We start from the raw sequence: 20,451 nt of genomic DNA on the forward strand, positions 1-20,451 counted from the left end.
CACGGCACGACAGAGGAACACGGCAGCACATGAGCGTCGACATGCCCCCCGAGCTCGCCTGGGTCGCCCGGCTGGCGGTCGGCCAGGCCTGGCCCAAGGGCGACGAGGACAACCTGCACGCCCTCGGCCAGGCCTGGAACGAGGCCGCGCTGGAGCTCAAGGGGATCAGCGAGCAGATCGGCGCGTCCGGAAACGGTGTCCTGGAGAGCGTGGGCGGGCAGGTCGCGGACGAGTTCCGCGGCTTCGTCACCCAACTGGAGTCCACGCTGCCGGAGATGGCGCAGTCCGCAGGCCAACTGGGCAAGCTGGGCAAGCACACCGCCGTCCAGGTCGAGTACTCCAAGTACATGATTCTCGGTCAGCTCATCCTGCTGGCCGCGCAGATCGCCCAGTGGGCCTTCTTCGCACCCGAGGTGATCCCGCTGGCCGTCACCGCGGCGCGGGTCGCGGTGAAGATGATCCTGCGGCGGCTGCTCATCTCCGTGGCGACCGGTGTCGCCATGAACGTCGGCCTCGACGTCGCCGTCCAGACCATCCAGTTCCTCAAGGGCGACCGCACCGAGTGGAGCACCGACAACACGGTCTCCGCCGTCGTCTCGGGTGCCATCGGCGGGGCCATGGGCGGTCTGTTCTTCGGCGCGGGCAGTGTGCTGGCACCGAAGTTCGCGCACTCCTTGTTCGGCAAGGGCGTCCTGGGCGCGGCGACCGGCCTGAGCACCGCCGGGATCATGTACGGGATCTACAAGAGCGGCCAGGACGAGTTCGGTACGTCGGTCTCGGCGGGCGCGCTCGGAGCGCTGGGCGGCGGAGGCAAGCGGCGTTTCGGAGGCAAGGGAAGCACCACCGAGGTCGACCCGGTCCACGTGAACGTGCCCGGCCCGCTCACGTTCGATCTGCCCGGTCTGGAGACGGCGGAGAAGGCGGCCCTGTCCGACCCGCCGCCGTCCCCGGGCAAGTCCGCCCCCTCGACCGGCGGTGTCACCGACTCCGACAGCGTGAACGGGAACGGGACGGCGACCAGGACCGGCAAGGAGACCGGCGGAGGCGACCTCCCCGCGGGGCGCACCGACAGCGCGTCCGCCGTCCGCTCCTCCAGCGACCGCACGCAGACCGCTGCCGCCGCCCCCCACGACGGCGGCCTGCCCGGCTTCGCGACCACCCTCACGACGACACCCGGCACCGCCTCCTCCCCGTCGTCCGGCTCCTCCTCGTCGAGTCCGACCGGTCCGGCGGCAGCCCGCACGACGACGCCTGGCTCCCCGTCGACCGTCCGTTCGAGCGGTGGCAGCGGCACGGGCCTCGGCCCTGGTACGGGCAGCACGGCCGCCCCCCGCCCCGCGACGACCTCCACCGGGTCGGGCACGGCCAACTCCCCTACAGAGCAGCCACGTTCGTCCACGACGCCCGAAGGTCCGGCCCGGTCGGCGGAACCTCGGCCGTCCGTCCGTACCGAGACGACGTCACCGACAACGGGCAACGGCACGGCCACCGGGCAGGGAACTCCGACCGGCGCCCGACCGGAGACCACGGCCACCGCGACGGCCTCCTCGGCCGCGGCCACGCAACAGCACCCGGGCCCGGAGACTCCGGCGACCACCGGCGCGGAGACGCCCGCGAGCAGGGGCACCGCCGCCACGGCACAGGGCGCCCCCGCGACGGACGGCCGGACAGCCCCGGTGACGGACGCCGACACCACGGCCTCGCGTCCAGCCGTCCGGCCTTCTCCCGACCCGGGGCCCACCCCTCCCCCGCCGCCCGTCCACGGTCCCGGCGAGCAGGCTCCCGCGCCCCGCATGCGGCTCGACCGCACGCCGCGCTTCGTCGTCCGATCGTCCTTCGAGGCACGCCGGTTCACCTACCAGGGCGCCCAGGTCACCGACCTCACGATCAGGGTCGCCTTCCGCGGCGACGGCGGCGGTCACGACACCGGGGCCGTCTGGGACCGGATGGCCGACGGCGTCCGGCAGTTCCTCAACGAGCCCGGCTACCACCTCCCGAACGGCGACCGGCTGCACGTCACGGTGTTGCGGGCCCGGCCCGGCGAGGGCCCCCACCTGACCGTCGACCTCGTCGGCCGGGACCGGGGCATGGACCAGCGTTCGTGGTGGCCGGACGCCGAACCCGTCGCCTTCGCGCACGAGTTGGCCCATCAGATCGGCCTGCGCGACGAGTACCGCGACGCGAGCGCCCCGCACCGGCCCGCCGTCGAGGGCAGCCTCCAGGGCGACTACCGGGCGGCGGCCCCCGAGAACCTGCGCCAGGCGGGCCTGCGGGACCGGCATCTGCGCCTCATCGGCGCCGTGGTCGGCGACCTGGACGAGGCACCCGGTGCCTCGCGCCCCGAGCACGCGGCGTCTGCGGGGCTCCCGCACGACGAGGAGTGGGCGCGGGCCTGGAACGGCGCCACGGCCACCGACCGGAGTCATGTGTGGGTGGACCCGGTGTCCGACCCCCTGCGTCACCGTCAGGACGGCGCGTCCGCCCAGAAGGGGGAGTCCCAGGGGCCCCCGGCGGAGAACGCGTCGGGACACCGGGGCGAGGACCGCCCGGAGACGGGGGACGGGAACCGTTCGGCGGGTCAGGACGCGGCGGGTCCGCGGGAGAACGCGGCCGGCGACCGGGGGCGGAGCCCCGAGGTGATCCCCCGGATGTTCGGGACTCCGACGCACTCGCCCGACAACTCGCTGATCATGCAGCCCGGTTACGCGTCGGGCGACCAGTTCGGCATCCTGGCCTCGCTGCTCCACGATCCGAAGCGGCACGTCCTCATCGCCCGGGGGCCGGACGCGGGTCTCCCCGGCCACGACCCGGTCCGCGACAAGTCCCGGGCCATCGCGGCCTTCTACCGCGAGAGCGGGATCCCGGAGTCCCGCATCCACTTCGTGGACGTCCCCAGCATGGAGACGGGCCACAACGTCTGGCCCGCGCTGAACCACGAGGCGACGCGCATCGCACAGCAGCAGTGGCTGATCCGCAAGTCGTTCCACGACATGTTCCAGGTCAAGGAGTTGTGGGGGGTCACCGACGGCACCGAGCACGTGGCCCGCGAGTTCTCCCCGTACCTGCGGGAGCAGCTACGGGGCGCGTGGGACCTGGGCCCGCGGCACGACCCGGCGGTGGAGGCGTGGCTGGCCGGACAGGGCATACGGATCCCGGAGGGCGAGAAGCCCGTCCTGGTGCTGTGGTCCCGTTTCTCGGGCAAGGCCACGCAGTGGTCCGACCTCAGAAGCCGGATGGAGCACGACACCAGCTTCCAGGGCGTCCGCCAGCTCCTGCGGAACCTCGGGGACAGCTACAAGGCGGTGATCATCACCGGCGACCCGCACCCCGACGGCGCCAAGAACGGCAAGTGGGACGAACTGGTCCGGGACATGCGCGGTGAACTGCGGACCGACGCCATCCACCACATCACCGGCTTCTGGCGCGGCAGCGACCCGGCGCTCACCGCGTGGGGCGGCCAGACCCGGACCGGCCAGTTCCGGCTGTACGACCACCTCGCACGACAGCACGGCGTGCAGCACCTCGGCTTCCGCTCGGGGAACCTGGAGGCCGTCGCGCTGATCGGCCACGACGTCCACTACCTGGAGGAGTCGGGCGCCACCGGCTCCCACCGTATGGAGGCCTGGCACAACAACAACGGCACCGGCAAGACCCGTAAGGGCGGTGTCGCTCCCGGATACGAACGCATCGTCGTCGCAGACCCGCCGACCGCGTCCGGCCGCTACGCGAAGCCGTTCGAGGAGGACACACCGCCGTACAGCTCGTACCGGCCCGCCGACCCCGCCACCGGCTGGCGCAAGCCGGTCGACGTGTACGGGAGAGAACGGGGCTTCACCCATGCGGACCTGGAGTCGATCCGCGAGGAGCTGGGGCTCAACGGGCGGGGCCAGGGCCATGACGCCGTCGACACGGACCGCCTCCGGGACGCCCGGCGGCGGTACGAGGCCGTGCGCGACCAGATCCGCTCCTACCGGCACCTGGCGGGATACGACGTCGAGCGGTACCTGACGCCGATCGACCAGTTCTTCGCCCTCGCCCCGGAGGAATATCCTCACGGCGCCTCTCAGATGTACGCGGACTTCGTCGAGAGGTACCTGCCGTACTTCCCGATCGTCTGGGAGACCCAGCGCCGCGTCCAGACCACGGCCTGGCAGGCCTACTACGAGCAGCAGGCGCAGTCGGGTTCCCAGCAGCACGCGGGCGGCGACGAGGTCGCGCCGCGCGCCCCGCAGACGAAGACCACGGGCGGCACCGGGGACAGCGGCGTCGTCGCACAGTCCGACGGCACCGCCATGATGACGCGCCAGGCGCCCGCCTCCGCCCACGGCCGGCCCTCGGCGGAGGCACCCGCCGAATCCTCCGCGCAGGGGCGGGCCCGCGCCGACGCGGCTCCGGAACACCCCTCGCTGTCGGTCGTGCCCACCACGGACGGCTTCGCCGAGCTGCGCCATCTGTCGTCGACCGGCGTCACCCCGGCCGACGCGCGGGCCCGCTACGGCATGCCCGAGGCCAACTTCACCAAGTTCAAGGCGATGGCGGCCAAACACCGCTTGACGATCGATGTCCGGCCGACCAACCCGACCGCACCCGACTGGCTCGACCAGGGGAAGCTGCCCAAGCCGAAGGACATCAAGGCCAAGTCGATCAACGACGTGGACGTCCATCTGGGAGCCCGGGCCGAACACCGCGGCCTGATCGGCTACTTCCGGCCCCGGATGCCCGAGCGCGGGGACATCGACGACCGGACCTGGAGCCGTGTCGAGGCCCGGTTCGCCCAGCGGAACGAGGAGTTCGAGACCCTCGCCCCGGTGATGGAGGGCCTGACCGCGCAAGGGAAGTTCAAGGTCGAGGACGGTCTCGTGTTCGGCCGGGACAAGGAAGGCGGCTGGCGGGAGATCACCGGCGACCACGACGTGTTCGACATCAGTACGCCGGGCAGTACGCGGCTCAAGGGCAGCCCGTACGACCGGGTGGTCGGCGAGATGATCGGCAACGACATGGCCGTCATGCACGGCGCCCACATGGACTGGGAACCGTCGTCGCCGTTCAGCAAGGGCATCTTCACCAAGATCGTGGAGTCGCACCAGGAGGGCGGCGAACCCCTGCTCCGCTTCCGCCCCGGCATGAACGAGGCCGAACTCGTCCACGCCCGGCCCGTCGTGCTCCAGCCGCGGCCCTCGTCGAGCGTGCGGGTCGACGCCCCGGAGACGAGGCCGGAGACCCCGCCCGGGGAGCGGGACGCGGCACCGGCCGAACCACGGAGGCTTCAGCCGTCGGCCTCCCCCACGCCGCCCCAACTGCACTTCAAGGCAGCCGAGTCGGCGACCGTGCGGCCTGACTCACCCCTGCCCGCTGCCGAATTGCCGCCCGCCCCTCGGGAACTGCCTCTCAAGGAGGCCGAGTCGAACCCCGCGTCGGCGGTACGGCAGGCCATGGCCGAACCCGAGCCGCTGGTCGTCGAGCCCGAGGGCGACCCCATGAGCCCGCCGACGCCGACCGGTGATTCCGGCCGTGCGGGCGGACCCCCCGAGCCCGTCGTGCACCGGGCAGCGTCTCCGGAGCCGCACGCCCCGCCGCCGGCCCGGCTGGGCGGCCGGTACCAGCGGTCGCTGGCCGGGATCAAGATCACGGACGCGCCCGGGCCGGAGGCGCTGCGCGCCCGGGTCCTGGCCACACTGCCGCACGAACACCGGACCGACCGGCAGGTCGTGCAGAAGCTCGACGCCGAGTTCGACCCCGCCACCTTCCGTGCGCAGCACGACCAGATGGTCAACGGCGGCCGGCGATTCCGGCTCCTGGTCGGCGGCGTCCCGCACGACGTGCTGCTGAGGGCGCACCCCGCGGGCTGGCGCCACCAGGCCGACGGGCCCCGGACCGACACGAACGACGGCAAGGGGTTCGAGCGGACCGCCGAGGCCAAGCGGCAGGACGAGCCCAAGAAGACCTCCCTCACCACCTCCGAAGCGGGCCTCGACCTGGCGCCGGTCGTCATCCGTCCGGTCCCGGGCCACGCCGACCAGCTCGGCATGGTCACCCCCTCGGTGAAGGCGGGCGGTGTCTCGCACGCCGCCGACACCTCGGTGACGAACGGCTCGGAGTCGGTGGCGAAGACCGCTCTCACCGGACCGACCGACACCTATGTCTCCAGCTTCCGTTACGAGGCCGAGGTCATCGGTCCGGACGGCAGCCCGCTCCGCCGGCCGAGCACCGTGCAGATCGCCGCCGACGTCACGGCCGAGATCGCCCGCCCTACGACGGACCCGGACGCCCCGAGGACGGCGCGGGCAGACGGCTGGCTGCACGACCGGGCAGGAGCCGCCGAGGGGCGACCGCTCGACATCACCGGACTCGACACCGTCCGCGATGACGTCTTCCGCCGCCTCCCCCGGGAGGGACGTCCGGACGGCATCGCCCACCACGACATCCTCGACTTCCTGTCCCCGCAGAACGTCGTCGACGGTTTCGAGCACGCCGCCGGCTGGGGCCTGACCTCGAAGCGGCTCGACCTCTCCGACGGCGGACACGCCTGGCTGCGCCTCACCCTGGAACCCGAGACCTCCGTCCACGAGGGCACCGTCTCCGACAAGCGCACCGTCAGCAGCAAGGCGACCGGCGAGCACGGAACCGGCCGCACGGACAGCTCGAACTGGTCGGTCGGCCTGAACGGCGGCGGGGCCCGGCGGCTGTGGGAGAGCCGGGACACGAGCGAGTCGAGCTGGCTCACGGTCACCGGCGGCTACACCTACGCCCACAGCCAGGCGCACCAGGAGAAGGGCAAGCAGACCTTCTCCCTGGAGAACAGCTTCGAGCACGCGGGCAGCGGCGACCTGATCGGTACCCGGGTGCGGTTCCGTGTCGAGGTGCTGCGCGATCACCTGTCCCCGGGGACGGACGGTCTGCGCGCGGTCCGCCACGAGACCGCCCCGCAGGTCGCCGGCCGGGACGAGGAGAACGCGCCCGCCACCCCGGCGGGCGAGGTCCTCCGGGTCCGGCCCCGCCCCGCCGAAACCCCCGACGTCCAGGACGGCCACGCGGAACAGGGGCCGCCGGACGGGCCCGGCACCCGTGCCGTGCCGCGGAACCTGCGCACACCGCTGACGGCCCACCGCACCGCGTTCGTCGACGTCCCCGGCTCGGTGGAGCTGGAGGCGCACATCACGCGGCAGTTGCACACACTGGCCCCCGGCGTCCTGCCGCCGCCCGACGCCGCCGCCGGCCGGGTCACCCCGCAGGCCATGGAGAACCAGCGCCTCCTGCGCGAACGCGTCTCGGGCTCCGGCCTGCGCGCGGAGGGCGGACCCCTCCTCGACGGCACCTTCCGCATCACCCTGGACGCCTCCCACCTGCCGGGGCTGCCCGGCCGGACGTACGAGGTGGTGATCCGCGCCAACACCGGGACGGGCGCACACGAGGGGGCCGTACGCTCGACGGCCAAGAACACGGTGACTCGCGGCCACGCCTCCGACAAGGGCGTCACCCGGGGCAGCAAGCACACCGGCGGAGTCAGCGGCAACGTACGCAGGGCGCTCAACCCGGCGGACACGGTGCGGGCGTTCGGCCTCGGTGGAGCCGACGGTTCCTACGGTCCTGCGCGGCAGACCGTCGCCGGGATGGAAACCCAGGTCAAGCGCGGTTTCCAGCACAAGGGCCAGGCCGACGCGTTCCGCTATCCGGTGACGTACAGCGTCATGATCGGTCCGCACCGCGAGGGCGAGCCGCCGGGTGCCCTGCCCGCGGACCGGCCCGCCGACGGAGGAGCCCCGCACCCGGTGCGGGAGGTCGTCCCGGCGGACGGCGAACCGCTGCGCGTGGAGGTGCGGCGTCCCGAGGTGTCGGCGGCACCGCGCTACCTGCGGCCCGCGCGGCTGCCGCAGTTGCACGCCGTGGCGCACGTCGCCGACGAGGCGGGGTTCCAGCGGCAGGCGGAGACCGCACTGCGCGGTGCCTACGCGTCCCGTACGACGGACAGCGAGCCACCGGCGGTCCCCGACCTCGGCGAGGCGGTCCGGTCCCTCTCCGGGCAGGCGCAGCTGCGCGGTCTGGTCTCCGCCTCGCACGCGGGCTGGGCCAACACCCTCGACCAGCACGTCGGCGACGGCCGTGACCCCGACACCGTCGGCCTGTCCGTCCGTACCCGGCTGACCGACCTCACGTACCAGGAGACCCTGTCCGGGGACGCCACCCTCGACCTGGAGGTGAAGGCGAGCGGGTCCACCACGGTGACGGACCAGACGTCCTGGGCCCTCAAGGGCAACCTCGGACCGGACTTCGGGTCGTTCCCGGAGACCGCGGCGGGCGAGCTGACCACCGGCTACCAACTCCGCGGCGGATTCAAGGGGAAGCTCGGCGGACAGTGGGACGGCGCCGACACCCTCAAACAGCAGACCAGCACGACGCGCAAGGTGAGCCACACCGGCACCTGGCACGTCTACCGGGCCACGGCCGAGCTGAGCGTCGCGGGACGGATCACCGACGCGGCGGGAGTACCGCACGTCGGGCGTGCCGTCCGGCGCGACCACGAGGTGCTCGTGCTGTTGTCCGACGAGGACGTGGCCCGGCTGCATGCCGGGCCACCGGCACCGGACGCCGCCGGCCGCGCGGAGGACGCTCCGGCGCCGCTGCGGGCCACCCTGCTCGACCAGGGGGTCTCGGGCGGTGCCCTGGTGGAGATCCCCGACACCGACCCCGTCCTGCGGGCGATCGACCACCAACTGCGGGGCGTCAACGAGGACCTCGTCCCGGTCGCGGCCCTGCCCTTCGCGGACACCTTCTCGCCGGACGGCCTCGCCGCCCGGTACGACGAACTCGTGGGGCCCGGCGTCCTGGACCGGCACGTCGAGGAGACCCGTGCCGGGCGCGTCGTCACGGAGGTGCTGGTGCGCGGGATCACGGACGGCTGGCGCGACGACGGCTCGCGTTCGGACCGGCCGCTGACCCGCGAGGTGAGCGCGGCCCACACGGTCAAGGGCAAGGCGGCGGCCAAGTGGGCGCTCGGCGTGGAGGCCAACTTCCGCGGCTCCGTACGGCCCCCGGTCCCGCACCTGAACGCGGCCTCGCTGGCTCCCGCCGGGGCCGTCGAGGGCGGCCGGGGCACCGGCGCCGAGTCCGGCGTGACCACGACGGTCGGCCACAAGACCTCGGGCTACGGCGACACGAACGCCCGGTTCGGCACGCGCATGGCGTTCGAGGTGACGGTCACCCGGCGCACGGAATGGGGACGCTTCGTCCACCTGACCCGGGGCCCGGAGACCGTCGGCCCGTTCGAGAGCACCGCCTGGGTGCCGGAGTCGCTCACCGAGACCGCCACGGCGGCCCCGCACCCCCGTCTCCCGGACACCCACGAGCCCGCCGTGGGCGCCCGTCCGGACGACCACGAACTCGGTCCGGTCCCACGCCCGGCCGACGCGGCCGACCGTGCCGCCTGGCGGGCCGGCCTGAGCGAGGCGCACGACCTGGTCGGCTTCGACAACGCGAAGGCCCTGCACGACACCGCCGTCCGAGCCCAGGCGACGCTGCGGCCTTGGGGCGACGGGCTGCTCGGTCAGACCGGCGCCTACTACTCGTGGGCGCTCTCGCGCGGCGCCGACATGGCCGGATGGGCGGCCCGGTCGACGCTGCCCGAGCCGCTGGTGTCGAGGGGGACCCGGTTGCTCAACACGTTCGTCGCCGACGAGCGCCTGGGCCGGGACCACGACCTGAGCCAGGAGCAACGCCTCAGTCTGGAGGAGCAGTTCGCGATCCGTCAGACGCTCTCCGGGCAGTCGCTGCCGGCGCTGTTCCACCGGTTGCGGACGGCCGACGCCCCCTACCGGGTGCCCGGCACGTCCGTCGCCCTGTCCATGGAGGCCACCGGACACGCGGTGGAGCTGAGCCGCCGTGACGCGGCCGACGACGAACTCGCCGTCGCCGTCAAGGGCGAGGACGCCACCACCGCCACCGACACCTACAACTGGGCCGTCTCTCCGCTGGACTTCTCCGTCCTCACCAGCGATCCGGTGGTCTCGGTCACGCTGAACACGGCCCGGATCGCCCGCGACCAGTCGTACGACGCGGCCCGGCCGGTCACCCGGACCCCCGGCACCCCCAGCCGTCCGACCCCCGACGCGGCCCTGCCGCACGGCAGGGCCGCCACCGAGCCCGGGAAGGCGAAGATCAGCGGTCCGGCCGCGCTGATGCGCCAGCCCGTGCGGATCACCGTGCACAGTCAGGACGACCAAGGCCGGTACGGCACACCCCGGACCGTGACCGGCCACGTCTTCCACTGGTCGACGGTCACGGCACCGGCCCCCGCCGAACACCCCGGCACGCCCGCGGCCTCCAGCGCCGCACCCTCCGTACACGAGCAGCTGCGCCCGTCCGTGCACGAGCGGCAGCGCCCCGCCGCTCTCCGCGCCCCCGCGGCCGCTCCCAGGAGTCGCGTCGCGGATCTGCGCGCCGACGAGGTCAGCGCCCGTGCCCCGCGTACGGCACAGCCGCTTCCGTCGGTCGTCCCGGAGCACGCCGCTCCCCCGGCCGCGGCCACCCCGCCGGTCACCCGCTCCGTCGGATTCACCTCCGAGGACGGGACCGCGTTCGGCCCCGACGAGGCCGCCCACGTCGACTCCCTTGCCGCCGAGGTGGCGGACGGCGCGGTGCGGAGCGCGGCCGCCGGGCTGCGGCTGCCGGACGTGACGATCACCGGCCACGGCATCGCGTCCGTCGCGGGCCGGCCCCACTTCGGCCGGTCCGTCCGGCTGGGCGCCGAACGCGCCGACGCCGTGGGCGAGTTGTTCGCCCGACGGCTCGACACCCACCTGCGGGCCCTCGGATCACCGCTGACGTCCGACGCGTTGACGATCACGCGCGAGTCACGCGGCTCCGACCTCCCGCACGGCACCGACCCGGCCCGGGACACCCCGGACGCCCGAAGCCGCGCCTTGGTCACCGTGGCCGGTCTGCCGGCCGAACATCCCTCCGTGGCCGCCGACATGACGGCGGGCGACGACCGCACCTCACGCGAGGCCACCGACGCGAACCCTTCCGCGCGGGGCGCGGTACCGCCGATCTCCGGCGAACGGCCGGCCGCCCCGGCCGAGGGGACCGCCCTGTCAGCCGAGAGGCCTGTCACGACGGCGGAACGAACGTCCGTCCCGCGGCAGCGGTCGGCCGCATCGGAGGTGTCGTCGCCCGACCCGCACGCGTCGTCGCCCGCAGCCGTGCCGCGGTCCGCCGCGGAGACCGGGCAGGCTCCCGTCCGCCCCGAGCAGTGGCGCGGCCGACGGGAGCGGGCGGCGTGGGCCGTGCTGCGCACCGAACGGTACGACCCGGCCCGCCGTCCCTGGTCGGACCGGCCGGCTCCGGGGATGCTGGCCGGACGGGACGTCGTGGTCCGGACGGCGATCGCGCGGGTCCAGGCCGACGACGGCCGCTGGGTGCGCAACCTGTCACTCCATCTGCCGGTGCGGTTCGGCGCCGGCTTCGGCGCCGACGACCTGGGCGCCTACCGGAACCGGCTCCAGACGCTGCTCGACACGCATGTCAACGACGGGCTGCGACTGCCCGGTTCCGGCGACCAGGTGCACATCGACGTGGAGGTGGAGCACCGCCCGGACCACCCGGAGGCCATCGAGATCAGCAGGAGCGACCAACCCGTCGGGGACTGGGACCAGTTCACCTTCCCGCTCGGCACCCGGGAGGGGATCGCCGACGACGCGAGGGCCCTCCACGAGATGCTGCACTACGCGGGTCTGCCCGACCGCTACCACGACCCGTCGACCCTCTTCCGCCGGCTGGAGCGGCAGAGCGACCGGCACGGTGTGATGGCGGACATCGACACGATCGAGGTTCCCGAGGCCTACGCCCGGGCCATCGAGGCGGTCACCGATTCCGGTCCTGTCCTGCGCGACCTCCCGAACACCGGCGAGGCCGCGCCCGGCCTGAGCCATGGCGCCGCCCGCGACGCGCTGCTCGCGACGGACGCGGTCCGGACGGGCATGGAACGCCCGCCGGCCGCCGCGCCGTTCGCCGGCCGCGACCACACCGAGGTCGAGAGGCTCGTCCGGAACGTGCTGCACGAGGACACCCGGACGGACCGCGGCCGCAACTGGACGGGCGCGGGACGACCCCGGCTGGACGCCGCCCGCTACGCCGTGGTCCGCGCAGACGGAGTGCAGGAGACGGCGGAACTGCCGGCACACGCGTACGTCGTGACGGCCCGCGCGTCCGAGCGGCACATCACCCTGGAGACACCCGGCGGCACGTTCAGGCTCTCCGATCCCGAGGATTTCGCCGCCCTGCTGGCGAACGATCCGCACCGGCCCTCCCACGCCGACATCGTGCTCGCCGTACGGGGCCTCCCGGAGGGCGCCCTCGGCCTGCCACGGGCGGTCCACGAGGCGACGGGACGAAGGGTCTGGACCCCCGCCGGTGGCACCCTCGCGTTGCGGACCGTGCGGACGACGGCCGGGACGGCGGAGCGCGTCACCCTGTCCGGCGCCGACCCGCACTGGGAGACGACCGGCGAGCCCGATCCGTTCGCCTCCCTGCGGGCGAACCGCCTGGTCACGGACGCCTACACGACCACGGCCCCGCACGAAGCGGTCCTGTTCCAGCGGCTTCCCGCGACCGGCTTCGCAAGATTCCACGCCGCCGACCCGGCCCATGGCGACAGCTCGGCCCTGGTGCTGCCCGTCCAGCAGTTCGAGGAGGTTCGCGTCGGTGCCGGCTCCCGGATCGAGGTGTCCGAGGACCGCACCCTGGCCGTGGACGACAGCGGCAACCTGAGCCGGCACGCGTACGCCACGCAGCGGGCCGTCGACGACGCGAACGTCCGGCTGGCCGCGGCCGGGAGCAAGGTCCGGCTGACCACCGAGCCGGAGGTCACCCTCGTCCCGCGGCGCGAGGACGGATCGCCCGGCGAGCCGTTGCTGCGCATCAGCCCCACGTTCCTGACCCGCTCGGGCCGCTCCGACGAGGAGGCCTGCCGCGACTTCGCGCAGATGGTGTCCGGCGAGGTCCGGGCCTCCCACGCGGTGTTCCGGGTTCCGGGCGCCGGTGTCTCGACGGGCCGGATCAGCGCCCTCGACACGGCGGAGGTCACCGGCACGCACCACCTCGCCCAGTCCCTCCTCCAGGTGGCCGACGGGCATCTCGACCCCGCCGACACCGGACCCGCGTGGGCCTCGGCCCGGCTCGGCGAGGACGACCGGGCGGTCGGCGGCCAGGGCGGGGCGCCGCTGCCCGGCGAGGAGTACGGCCGGGCGCTGAGCTACGAGGAGGTGGACGACCCGCGGCGCGACGCCCTGACGGCGGCCGCGCTGCGGATCGGGATCAACGAGGGCGCCTGGGCGCAGGTGGGCGAGGGCTACCTCGTCCAGTCCGTCAACGCGGCCGGCCCCGCCGGCCATCCGTCCCTCGACGTCAACTACGCCAAGCCGGGCGCTCCGGAAGGCTCGCACTTCGGCTATCACTTCGCCTCGGTCGTCCTGTCCAGCGAGGACGGCAGGTCCCAGCTCACTCTGGAGAACCACGCCCGGGTCAGCAGGACCCGCGCCGAGATGGCGCGGGCGGTCGAGTACAACCTGAGCCAGTCGGCCGACGAACTGCGCTCCGTGGGCGATGCGTTGGCCCGCGGCGTGCGGCGCGCCGAACAGCGCGGGGCGACCGAGGAGGCGGCGCGGCTCACGGCCCGGGTCCGGCTGACCGAGTCGCTGGTGGCCGCGAAGGAGGCGCGCGATCGGGGTGCGCCCGAGGCCGAGCAGGACCAGGCCCTGCGGCAGGCGGCCACCCGCATGCTGAAGATCGCCCCGATGATCGAGGGCAAGGCGCAGTGGTACTTCCGCTCCTACAGCCGCCGCCCCGGCGAGTCCCTGCACGAGACGCAGGGGGCGCTGCTGTCCGACCACGACTCGGCGGAGGCGAACCCGCTGACCCTGGTGGTCCTGCACGGCCACAGCCCGCCGCTGCACCGCTTCATCACCTTCGAGGCGTCGGGCGCGATGGCCGACGGCGGCCAGTTCAAGCTCGGCCAACTCGCCGAGCACCTGGTCCGGGTCGGCCTGTGGAACCGCGACCACGGCCTGCCCCTGCCCGCGGTACGGCTGACCGGTCACGGTGACGGGCACGCCCCTCATCTGGACGTACGACGCACCGGCGAGATGGCCGCTCTCATCCGGGAGGATCTGCGGGCCCGTATCTCGGACCTCCTGCGGGAGCGCGGTGCCCACGCGGACGCTGACGCCTTCTCCATCTCCGTCGCGTCCGGTCTACGGCGTGACGACGGCGTGGACCGCGGCATGGAGGTCACCTTCGAGATCGACCACTGGGAGACAGCGGGCGAGGACGTCTGACGCGGGTGCGCGGTGGGCGGTGCGCCGGCCTGCCCTGTGCGGCCCTGTACGGATTCCCGCCACCGCCGGACCGTACGGCGGCAGGAGGATCGTCCTCGGCATCAGCACCGCGCGCCTCGCCCCCAACTCAGCCCTGCTGACCGGGCCGTGGCCAGGCACGCGAGCGGCGGATCTTTAGACTGTCCGTGGTCGTATGAAGAAGGAGAAACAGCGTGAACACCGAAAAAGTCATGGCTCGACGTCTCACGGTCGAGGAGGTTTCAGAATTGGGTCTCCAGGAGGAGATCTTCGTCTCGGCGGAGCTGGACGACCTTTCTCTCGACTGCCACGCTCCTGCTTTCCTCACGAAGCCCGGAAAGTACTTCGACGGGGGGTCCTTCACAGCAAGGACGGTCTTCGGTAAGGAAGTTCAGATCCTTCCGGACAATGCGGAAGAGCGTGGGATCTGGGTTGCCGACGAGGCAGGGGAAGAGATCGAGGTTCTTCAGAGTGCCGGCGTCCTCCTGAACCTCGCGCTCTTCGTGCCCCAGGGGGACAAGGAAGCTCTGGAGGCGCTCTACACCGCCGCACGAGAGGCGTTCGGCGCGGGAATCGTCCAGCGCTGGAGCGAGGAAGTCGTGGCGGTGCCGGACGTCAAGGTCGACCTGTTCGAAGAGCCGGTCCGAGGGCGCAAGGGCACGAGCGCCCAGAACCGCGACCGCCGCGCCTTGGACATCTACCCGACCCGAGTGCGGTTCATGGAGGCCAGCGCCGGCTGGAAGTTCATAGTCGAACCGCACCACGAGGTCATCGACGACACGCCAACCATCTGAGCCGACAGCGGCACGGACACCGTGCGCCGACGGCCGCGATCTCTCACCGACCGATTTCCGCGCACAGCACGAGCCCATCGGCTCGGGACGGGGCGGGACGCCGGTGCCGGCGACCCGCCCCGCCCGCTCGACCCGCAACTGGTGCGGAGCATTCCGCGCATTGCCCGATCAGGCGTGTGGAGGAGCCCACCACGTGCAGGAGTGGCCGTTCGCGGTGACCGGGCGCCGAAACCCCCACCCTCCGTCGGTCGCCGTGGTCACCGAACCTGCATGGATCACGCCTTTCTTGACCGCCTGCGCTTACGGCCGGCGCGACCGCCACGGTCCGCCCACGGCCGACGGACGGTCGCTGCCGCGGACGGCGGCCCCCCGTCATGAGGGCGTATGCGTCCCGACGTGAGCGGCGGGCGACTGTCCGGCCGATTTTCGCAAGGATCTTGGCGCGCCGACACGGCATGGAAGTGAGCCACCCTCGAAAACCGTTCGGGGTTCCCTCTCGGCCTCTCGGGAAGCCGGAGAGACGAACAAGACGGATGCCTGGTGTGTGCATGCCGGGTGGAGGATCGAGAATCGAGAGGTGACACCCATGACCGCGGTGCTCGTACTGCACAGCGTCAGCCTGATGCGCTCCGCGCTGACGGCACTCCTACGGACTGAACCCACGTTCGACGTGGATGCGGCGGGCTGGATGTCCGCCCGAGAGAACACAAACGGGCTGCACCCCGACGTGTGCCTGGTCGACCTCGACTGTCCCGGCGCGACCTCCTTATTAGAGGGCGGCGCCGGGAACACGGGCGAGCGGGTGCCGGTGCCACGCGCCGGGCTCGTCGTCCTGGCGTCGGCCGGACGACCCGGAGCGCTGCGCAGAGCGTTCGATGCCCAAGCACTGGGGTTCGTGGACAAACACAGCTCCGCGCAACGGTTGATCAAGGGCATCACGGAAGTGGCCGCGGGTCAGCGGTTCGTGGACGCGTCACTGGCCTGTGGGTTCCTCGAAGCTTCCCAAATGCCGCTGACCACGCGCGAACTGAGCGTGCTGGCACGGGCCGCCCAAGGCGAGACGGTGGCGGAGATCGCCCGTCGACTCCATCTGACCAGCGGAACGGTACGGAACTACATGGCCGCGGCGACCCGCAAGGTCGGCGCCCGCAACCGCATCGACGCCATCCGCATCACGCAGGGCGCCGGCTGGGTCTGACGTCGCGGGCCGGGCCGACCGCTGTGACCGCACCCTTCGACGCCGGGGGGTCCTCGTCACGAAGCCCGGGCAGGGACGCCCTCACACCGCGGCCCTCCGATTCCTCGTCTCCGCGGGCGCGGCGCTCCGATGCGCGTCGATCACGCTCCTCCGCAGCGGATGCGGAGTCGTGGTACCAACGGCCGACCAGGTCGCGGTAGAGCTCCGACTCGGCCAGAAGGGCGTCGTGCGGTGCACACAGGGCTCGGTCGCCGTCCAGGACGAGGACTCGGTCGGCCCGCAGAGCGGAGCTGATCCGGTGGGCGACGAGCACGAGGGTGCCGGGGCGCTCGGCGAGGACACGCTCGGTCCGCTCCTCGGTCTCCGGGTCGAGGTGACAGGTGGCCTCGTCCAACAGCAGCAGGGGGGCTGGGGACACATAGGCGCGTCCGACGGCCAGTTGCTGGCACTCCCCCAGTGAGAGGAGACGCGGGTCGACCCTCCCGTGCAGGCCGCCGAGCCGCCGCACCAGGTCTTCCAGACCAAGGAGGCGCGTGGCGCGGTCGAGGTCGGCACGGGAGGCGTCGGGCCGGAAGTACGCGAGGTTCTCGCCGACGGTCCCGCTGAAGACGTACGCCCGCTGCGGCAGGAGTGTTCGGCGCGGCTGCGGCTGCGCCAGCCCGTCGGGACCCGGCGCGGCTCCCGCCACCCGTACCGAACCGGCATCCGGCGTGAGTGTCCCGGCGAGCAGCGAGGTGAGGGTGGACTTGCCGATGCCGCTCGGCCCGACGACCACGAGGTGCTCGCCGTCCTCAACGGTCAGGTCCAGCTCCCGCAGCACAGGGCGGGCTCCGGTGCCGTACGCGAAGGTCACGCCTCGAAGCTCGGCCGCAGGGGTCCGTACGGACCGGCCCGACGTCGCGAGCCGCGCAGGTCGGGGAGTGTCGTCGGGTAGCCGTCCGGACGGATGCGCACGAGGTTCGACTGGAGGCTGGGCCGTCGGGATGTGCGGGATGGGCAGGGCAGGGTAGTCACCCGGGTCGGTGAACCGCTCCAGCACGACCAACAGGCGGGTGCCGGCCGTTCCGACGGCCGTCATCAGGGCGTGCAGGGCGGGCAGGAGTGCCTGGACCAGGTACGTCAGAGCTCCCAGCAGGGCGCCCGCGGTCAGTCCGCCCTTGATGAGAAGAGGAGTCGCGGCGAGAAGTGCGACCAGGGGGAGTCGGCCGGCGACGCCGAGCGCGAACGATCGTACGGCCGCCCAGCGTGCCAGCCTCCGGGACAGCCGTTCCTCGACGTCGATCAGCCTGCCGATCTCAGCGGCAATCCGGGTTCTGGCCCCGCACGCCGCCACGTCGCGCAGGCCGGCGGCCGCCTGCCCGGACAGGGCGGACAGTGCCTCGTCGGCGTCCAGATAGGCACGCTGTGCGGCCGCCATGGGAGGAAAGGTCGACAGGAAGAGGACGAGTCCGGCCAGCAGCGGCGGCAGTACGACGATCAGCAGCGCCGGGTCGAGCGAGGCCATGCCGAGCAGCGCGCCTGCCGTGGTGAAGACGAACGAGCGGGCGGTCAGGACCAGGCCGGCGAAGCTGTCGCGGGCGATCTCGGTCTGGTGCGTGAGTCGGGACACGGCCGCGGTCGGGTCGGCTCGTGCCGGCTCGGCGAGGGCGGCGCCGAGCGCCTGGTCCACCGCCCGGCGCATCAGACCGTCGCGGAACGGTTCGACCAGGTCGGCCAGTCCTCGGAAGACCTGCCGGACGGCGAAACCGCCGAGCAGCGTGGCGCCGGCAGCGACGCAGAGCCAGAGCAGGCCGGTGCCGGTACGGCCGGCGAGGAAGCCGTCATCGAGCGAGCGGGCGACGCCGTAGCCACCGAGGAACGTCTGAGCGCTCTCCAGGAGGGACCAGCCGGACAATGCGAACAGGACAGGTCGGTGCCGGCGCAGGAATCGTCGGCCGTCCGGCAACACCTTTGCCAGGGAGCCACGTTCATCGCTCCTGATCGACTTCGGGTCGTCCGGGGCTCGGCGTGTCGACGGTCGGGTCGTGTGCCGGGGCGAGGAGCCGCCGATGGCTGCCGGGCGGGCTTCGTTCATCAGGCCTCCTCCCCCGCTGCCGGGTGTCCGGAAGTGGCACCGGGTGGCGCACCGCTGTCCGGGGCCGTTCGAGAGGTGCCCGGACGGTCCGGTCCGGCCTCCGCCGTGGCGGTGAAGACGGCGCGGTAGTCCGGCATCCGCCACAGCACGTCGTGCGGGGCCATCCCGCGGATGCGGCCCTTCTCCAGCCAGAGCACCAGATCGGCACCGGCCGCCGTCGACAGTCGATGGGCGACCAGCAGCCGGGTGCCGGCACGGACGTCCTGGGCGAGCGCGCGCTCCACCTCCCGCTGGGTGACGGTGTCCAGGCCGGACATCGCGTCGTCCAGCACGAGCAGCCGTCCGGCGTGCGCGAACGCCCGGGCCAGCCCCAGGCGCTGGCGCTCACCTCCGGACAACGGTGCGTACGTGAGCGGGGTGTCGTATCCCTGCGGAAGACGCGTCACGAAGGTGTCCGCTCCAGCCGCACGGGCGGCGGCGCGTACGGCCGCGGGGGGCGGTGCGACGGCGCCGAACGCGATGGCGTCGGCGACCGTGGTTCCGAAAAGGGCGGGCTGTGCGAAGGCGTGAACCACCTCCGTGCGCAGGTCCTCCTCGGTGAGCCGGTCGAGCGGGACGCCGTCCAGACGCACGCTGCCCTCGTCGGGGTCGGCCAGTCGGCCCGCCACCGCGGCGAGGGCGGACGTGCCCGAACCGGAGCGGCCCACGACGGCCACCGTGGTCCCGCCGGGCACGGTGACGGTGACGTCGTCAAGGACACGGGCGCCGTCGCGCACGACACCGACACCGCGCAGCTCCAACGTCCCCGGTCCGCCTGCCGGCAGGGTCGACGGACCGTGCGCGACCGGGGCCAGGAGGGCAGGTTCGACCGTGCGGCGAGCGGCCGCCCTTCCCTTCACGAGGGACCCGACCACCCCGGCCACCGCCCCGGCGCCCGCTGCCAGCGCCGCGTACCGGGAGGCGGCGACCAGGTCACCGACGCTCAGGTGTCCGGCGGCGAGCCGCAGGCCTCCCACACCGAGCACGAGACAGACGAGCAGCGGCATCAGCACTCCGCTGTGCGCGACGGCACGCCCGTAGACCCGCCACATGGCGCGGCCCTCGGTGGCGAGGCGTGGCAGGTCCGCGAGCACGCGCCGTCGTTCCCGACGCGCGGTGCCCGCCGCGGCGACGGTCTGGGCTCCGCCCAGCACTTCGGCGAGCCGATCGGCGATCTCCGCCTGGACCTCCTGATACCGGCCGACGGCCACGGACGAGGTACGGGCGAACGTCCGCAGGAGCAGCACCAGCAGGGGGACCCCCAGCAGAAAGGCCGCGGCGGTCCACACGTCGATGACGGCCAGGGCGATAAGGGCACCGAGAGGCGGGAGCAGAGCCGCCAGCGCTCCCGCCGAGGCGGCGGGGACGGTGCCCGCCTCGGTGGCGTTGGCGGTGAGCCGGGTGGCCAGATCACCCGGCGCGAAGGATGCGGTGGCGCGGTTCGGGTCGGCGCGCAGGAGCCGGTCGAGTGTCCGGGTGCGCAGCCATGAGGTGGAGCGCGCGTTGACGGTTCCGACGAGCAGGGCGTCCGCGGAGTCGAGCAGGATCTCCGCGACGACGAGCGCTGCGCACGCGAGGGTCCATGGGGTGGCGCCCGGCGACCGGGAGAGGAGCAGGTCCAGAGCGTGCCCGAGGACCGCGGGTTCAGCCAGCGAGACGAGCGCGGAGGTGACGGAGCAGAGGAGGATCGCGAGGCTGTGTCCGCTGCTGTGGCGAAGTGCCTGGCGCAGTACGCCGTCACAGGCGGCACGGACCTCCGAGTCTTCCTCTGCGTCGCTCCCGGCGATGGACGGGGTGGCCGGTGGGCCCGAGAGGTCCGGGCGATCCGGGAGATCCGGGAGATCCGGGGCGGAGGTCATCGTGGAGGTCTCCTCCCCGGGAACGGCTGGGATGCGTGGTGTGGAGGCCGATGTCGGACTCGGGTCGATGACCTGTCTTCGCCGGTCTCAGCGGGCTTCGGTCTCAGCGGACGTCGGGCGTGGGCGTCGCCGGGCAGACCGG

Annotated in this window: 5 protein-coding genes; 3 read left to right on the forward strand and 2 right to left on the reverse strand. The window is 73.1% G+C overall.

Going from position 1 to position 20,451, the window contains the following annotated elements:
- Positions 1 to 29: 29 nt before the first annotated feature.
- From OG406_RS04990 to OG406_RS05000, 3 genes are all read left to right on the forward strand, one after another.
- A complete protein-coding gene (locus tag OG406_RS04990) occupies positions 30 to 14,327 on the forward strand; it encodes a WXG100-like domain-containing protein (protein WP_329184261.1) in 14,298 nt (4,765 codons plus the stop codon).
- A gap of 212 nt (positions 14,328 to 14,539) precedes the next feature.
- Positions 14,540 to 15,139 carry a hypothetical protein gene (locus tag OG406_RS04995; protein ID WP_266618243.1) on the forward strand — a complete coding sequence of 200 codons (600 nt, stop codon included), beginning with the start codon at positions 14,540 to 14,542 and terminating at the stop codon, positions 15,137 to 15,139.
- 586 nt (positions 15,140 to 15,725) lie between these two features.
- Positions 15,726 to 16,337 (forward strand): response regulator transcription factor, encoded by a 612-nt coding sequence (locus OG406_RS05000; protein ID WP_203658508.1) that lies wholly within the window; start codon positions 15,726 to 15,728, stop codon positions 16,335 to 16,337.
- Here OG406_RS05000 and OG406_RS05005 read toward each other — a convergent pair.
- Together OG406_RS05005 and OG406_RS05010 are read right to left on the reverse strand one after the other, a co-directional pair.
- Positions 16,312 to 18,411: an ATP-binding cassette domain-containing protein gene (locus OG406_RS05005; RefSeq protein WP_443067050.1), complete on the reverse strand. Its 2,100-nt coding sequence runs from the start codon at positions 18,409 to 18,411 to the stop codon at positions 16,312 to 16,314. The genes OG406_RS05000 and OG406_RS05005 overlap by 26 nt on opposite strands.
- A complete protein-coding gene (locus OG406_RS05010; protein WP_329184267.1) occupies positions 18,411 to 20,309 on the reverse strand; it encodes an ABC transporter ATP-binding protein in 1,899 nt (632 codons plus the stop codon). The genes OG406_RS05005 and OG406_RS05010 overlap by 1 nt, the downstream gene beginning before the upstream one ends.
- Between the last annotated feature and the right edge of the window lie 142 nt (positions 20,310 to 20,451).

The sequence above is a fragment of the Streptomyces sp. NBC_01428 genome (assembly GCF_036231965.1).
Classification (GTDB): Bacteria; Actinomycetota; Actinomycetes; order Streptomycetales; family Streptomycetaceae; genus Streptomyces.

Coding starts and splice junctions, on each gene's coding strand:
- OG406_RS04990 (WP_329184261.1), top strand. CDS start 30: ATGAGCGTCGACATGCCCCCCGAGCTCGCCTGGGTCGCCCGGCTGGCG.
- OG406_RS05000 (WP_203658508.1), top strand. CDS start 15,726: ATGACCGCGGTGCTCGTACTGCACAGCGTCAGCCTGATGCGCTCCGCG.
- OG406_RS05005 (WP_443067050.1), bottom strand. CDS start 18,411: ATGAACGAAGCCCGCCCGGCAGCCATCGGCGGCTCCTCGCCCCGGCAC.
- OG406_RS05010 (WP_329184267.1), bottom strand. CDS start 20,309: ATGACCTCCGCCCCGGATCTCCCGGATCTCCCGGATCGCCCGGACCTC.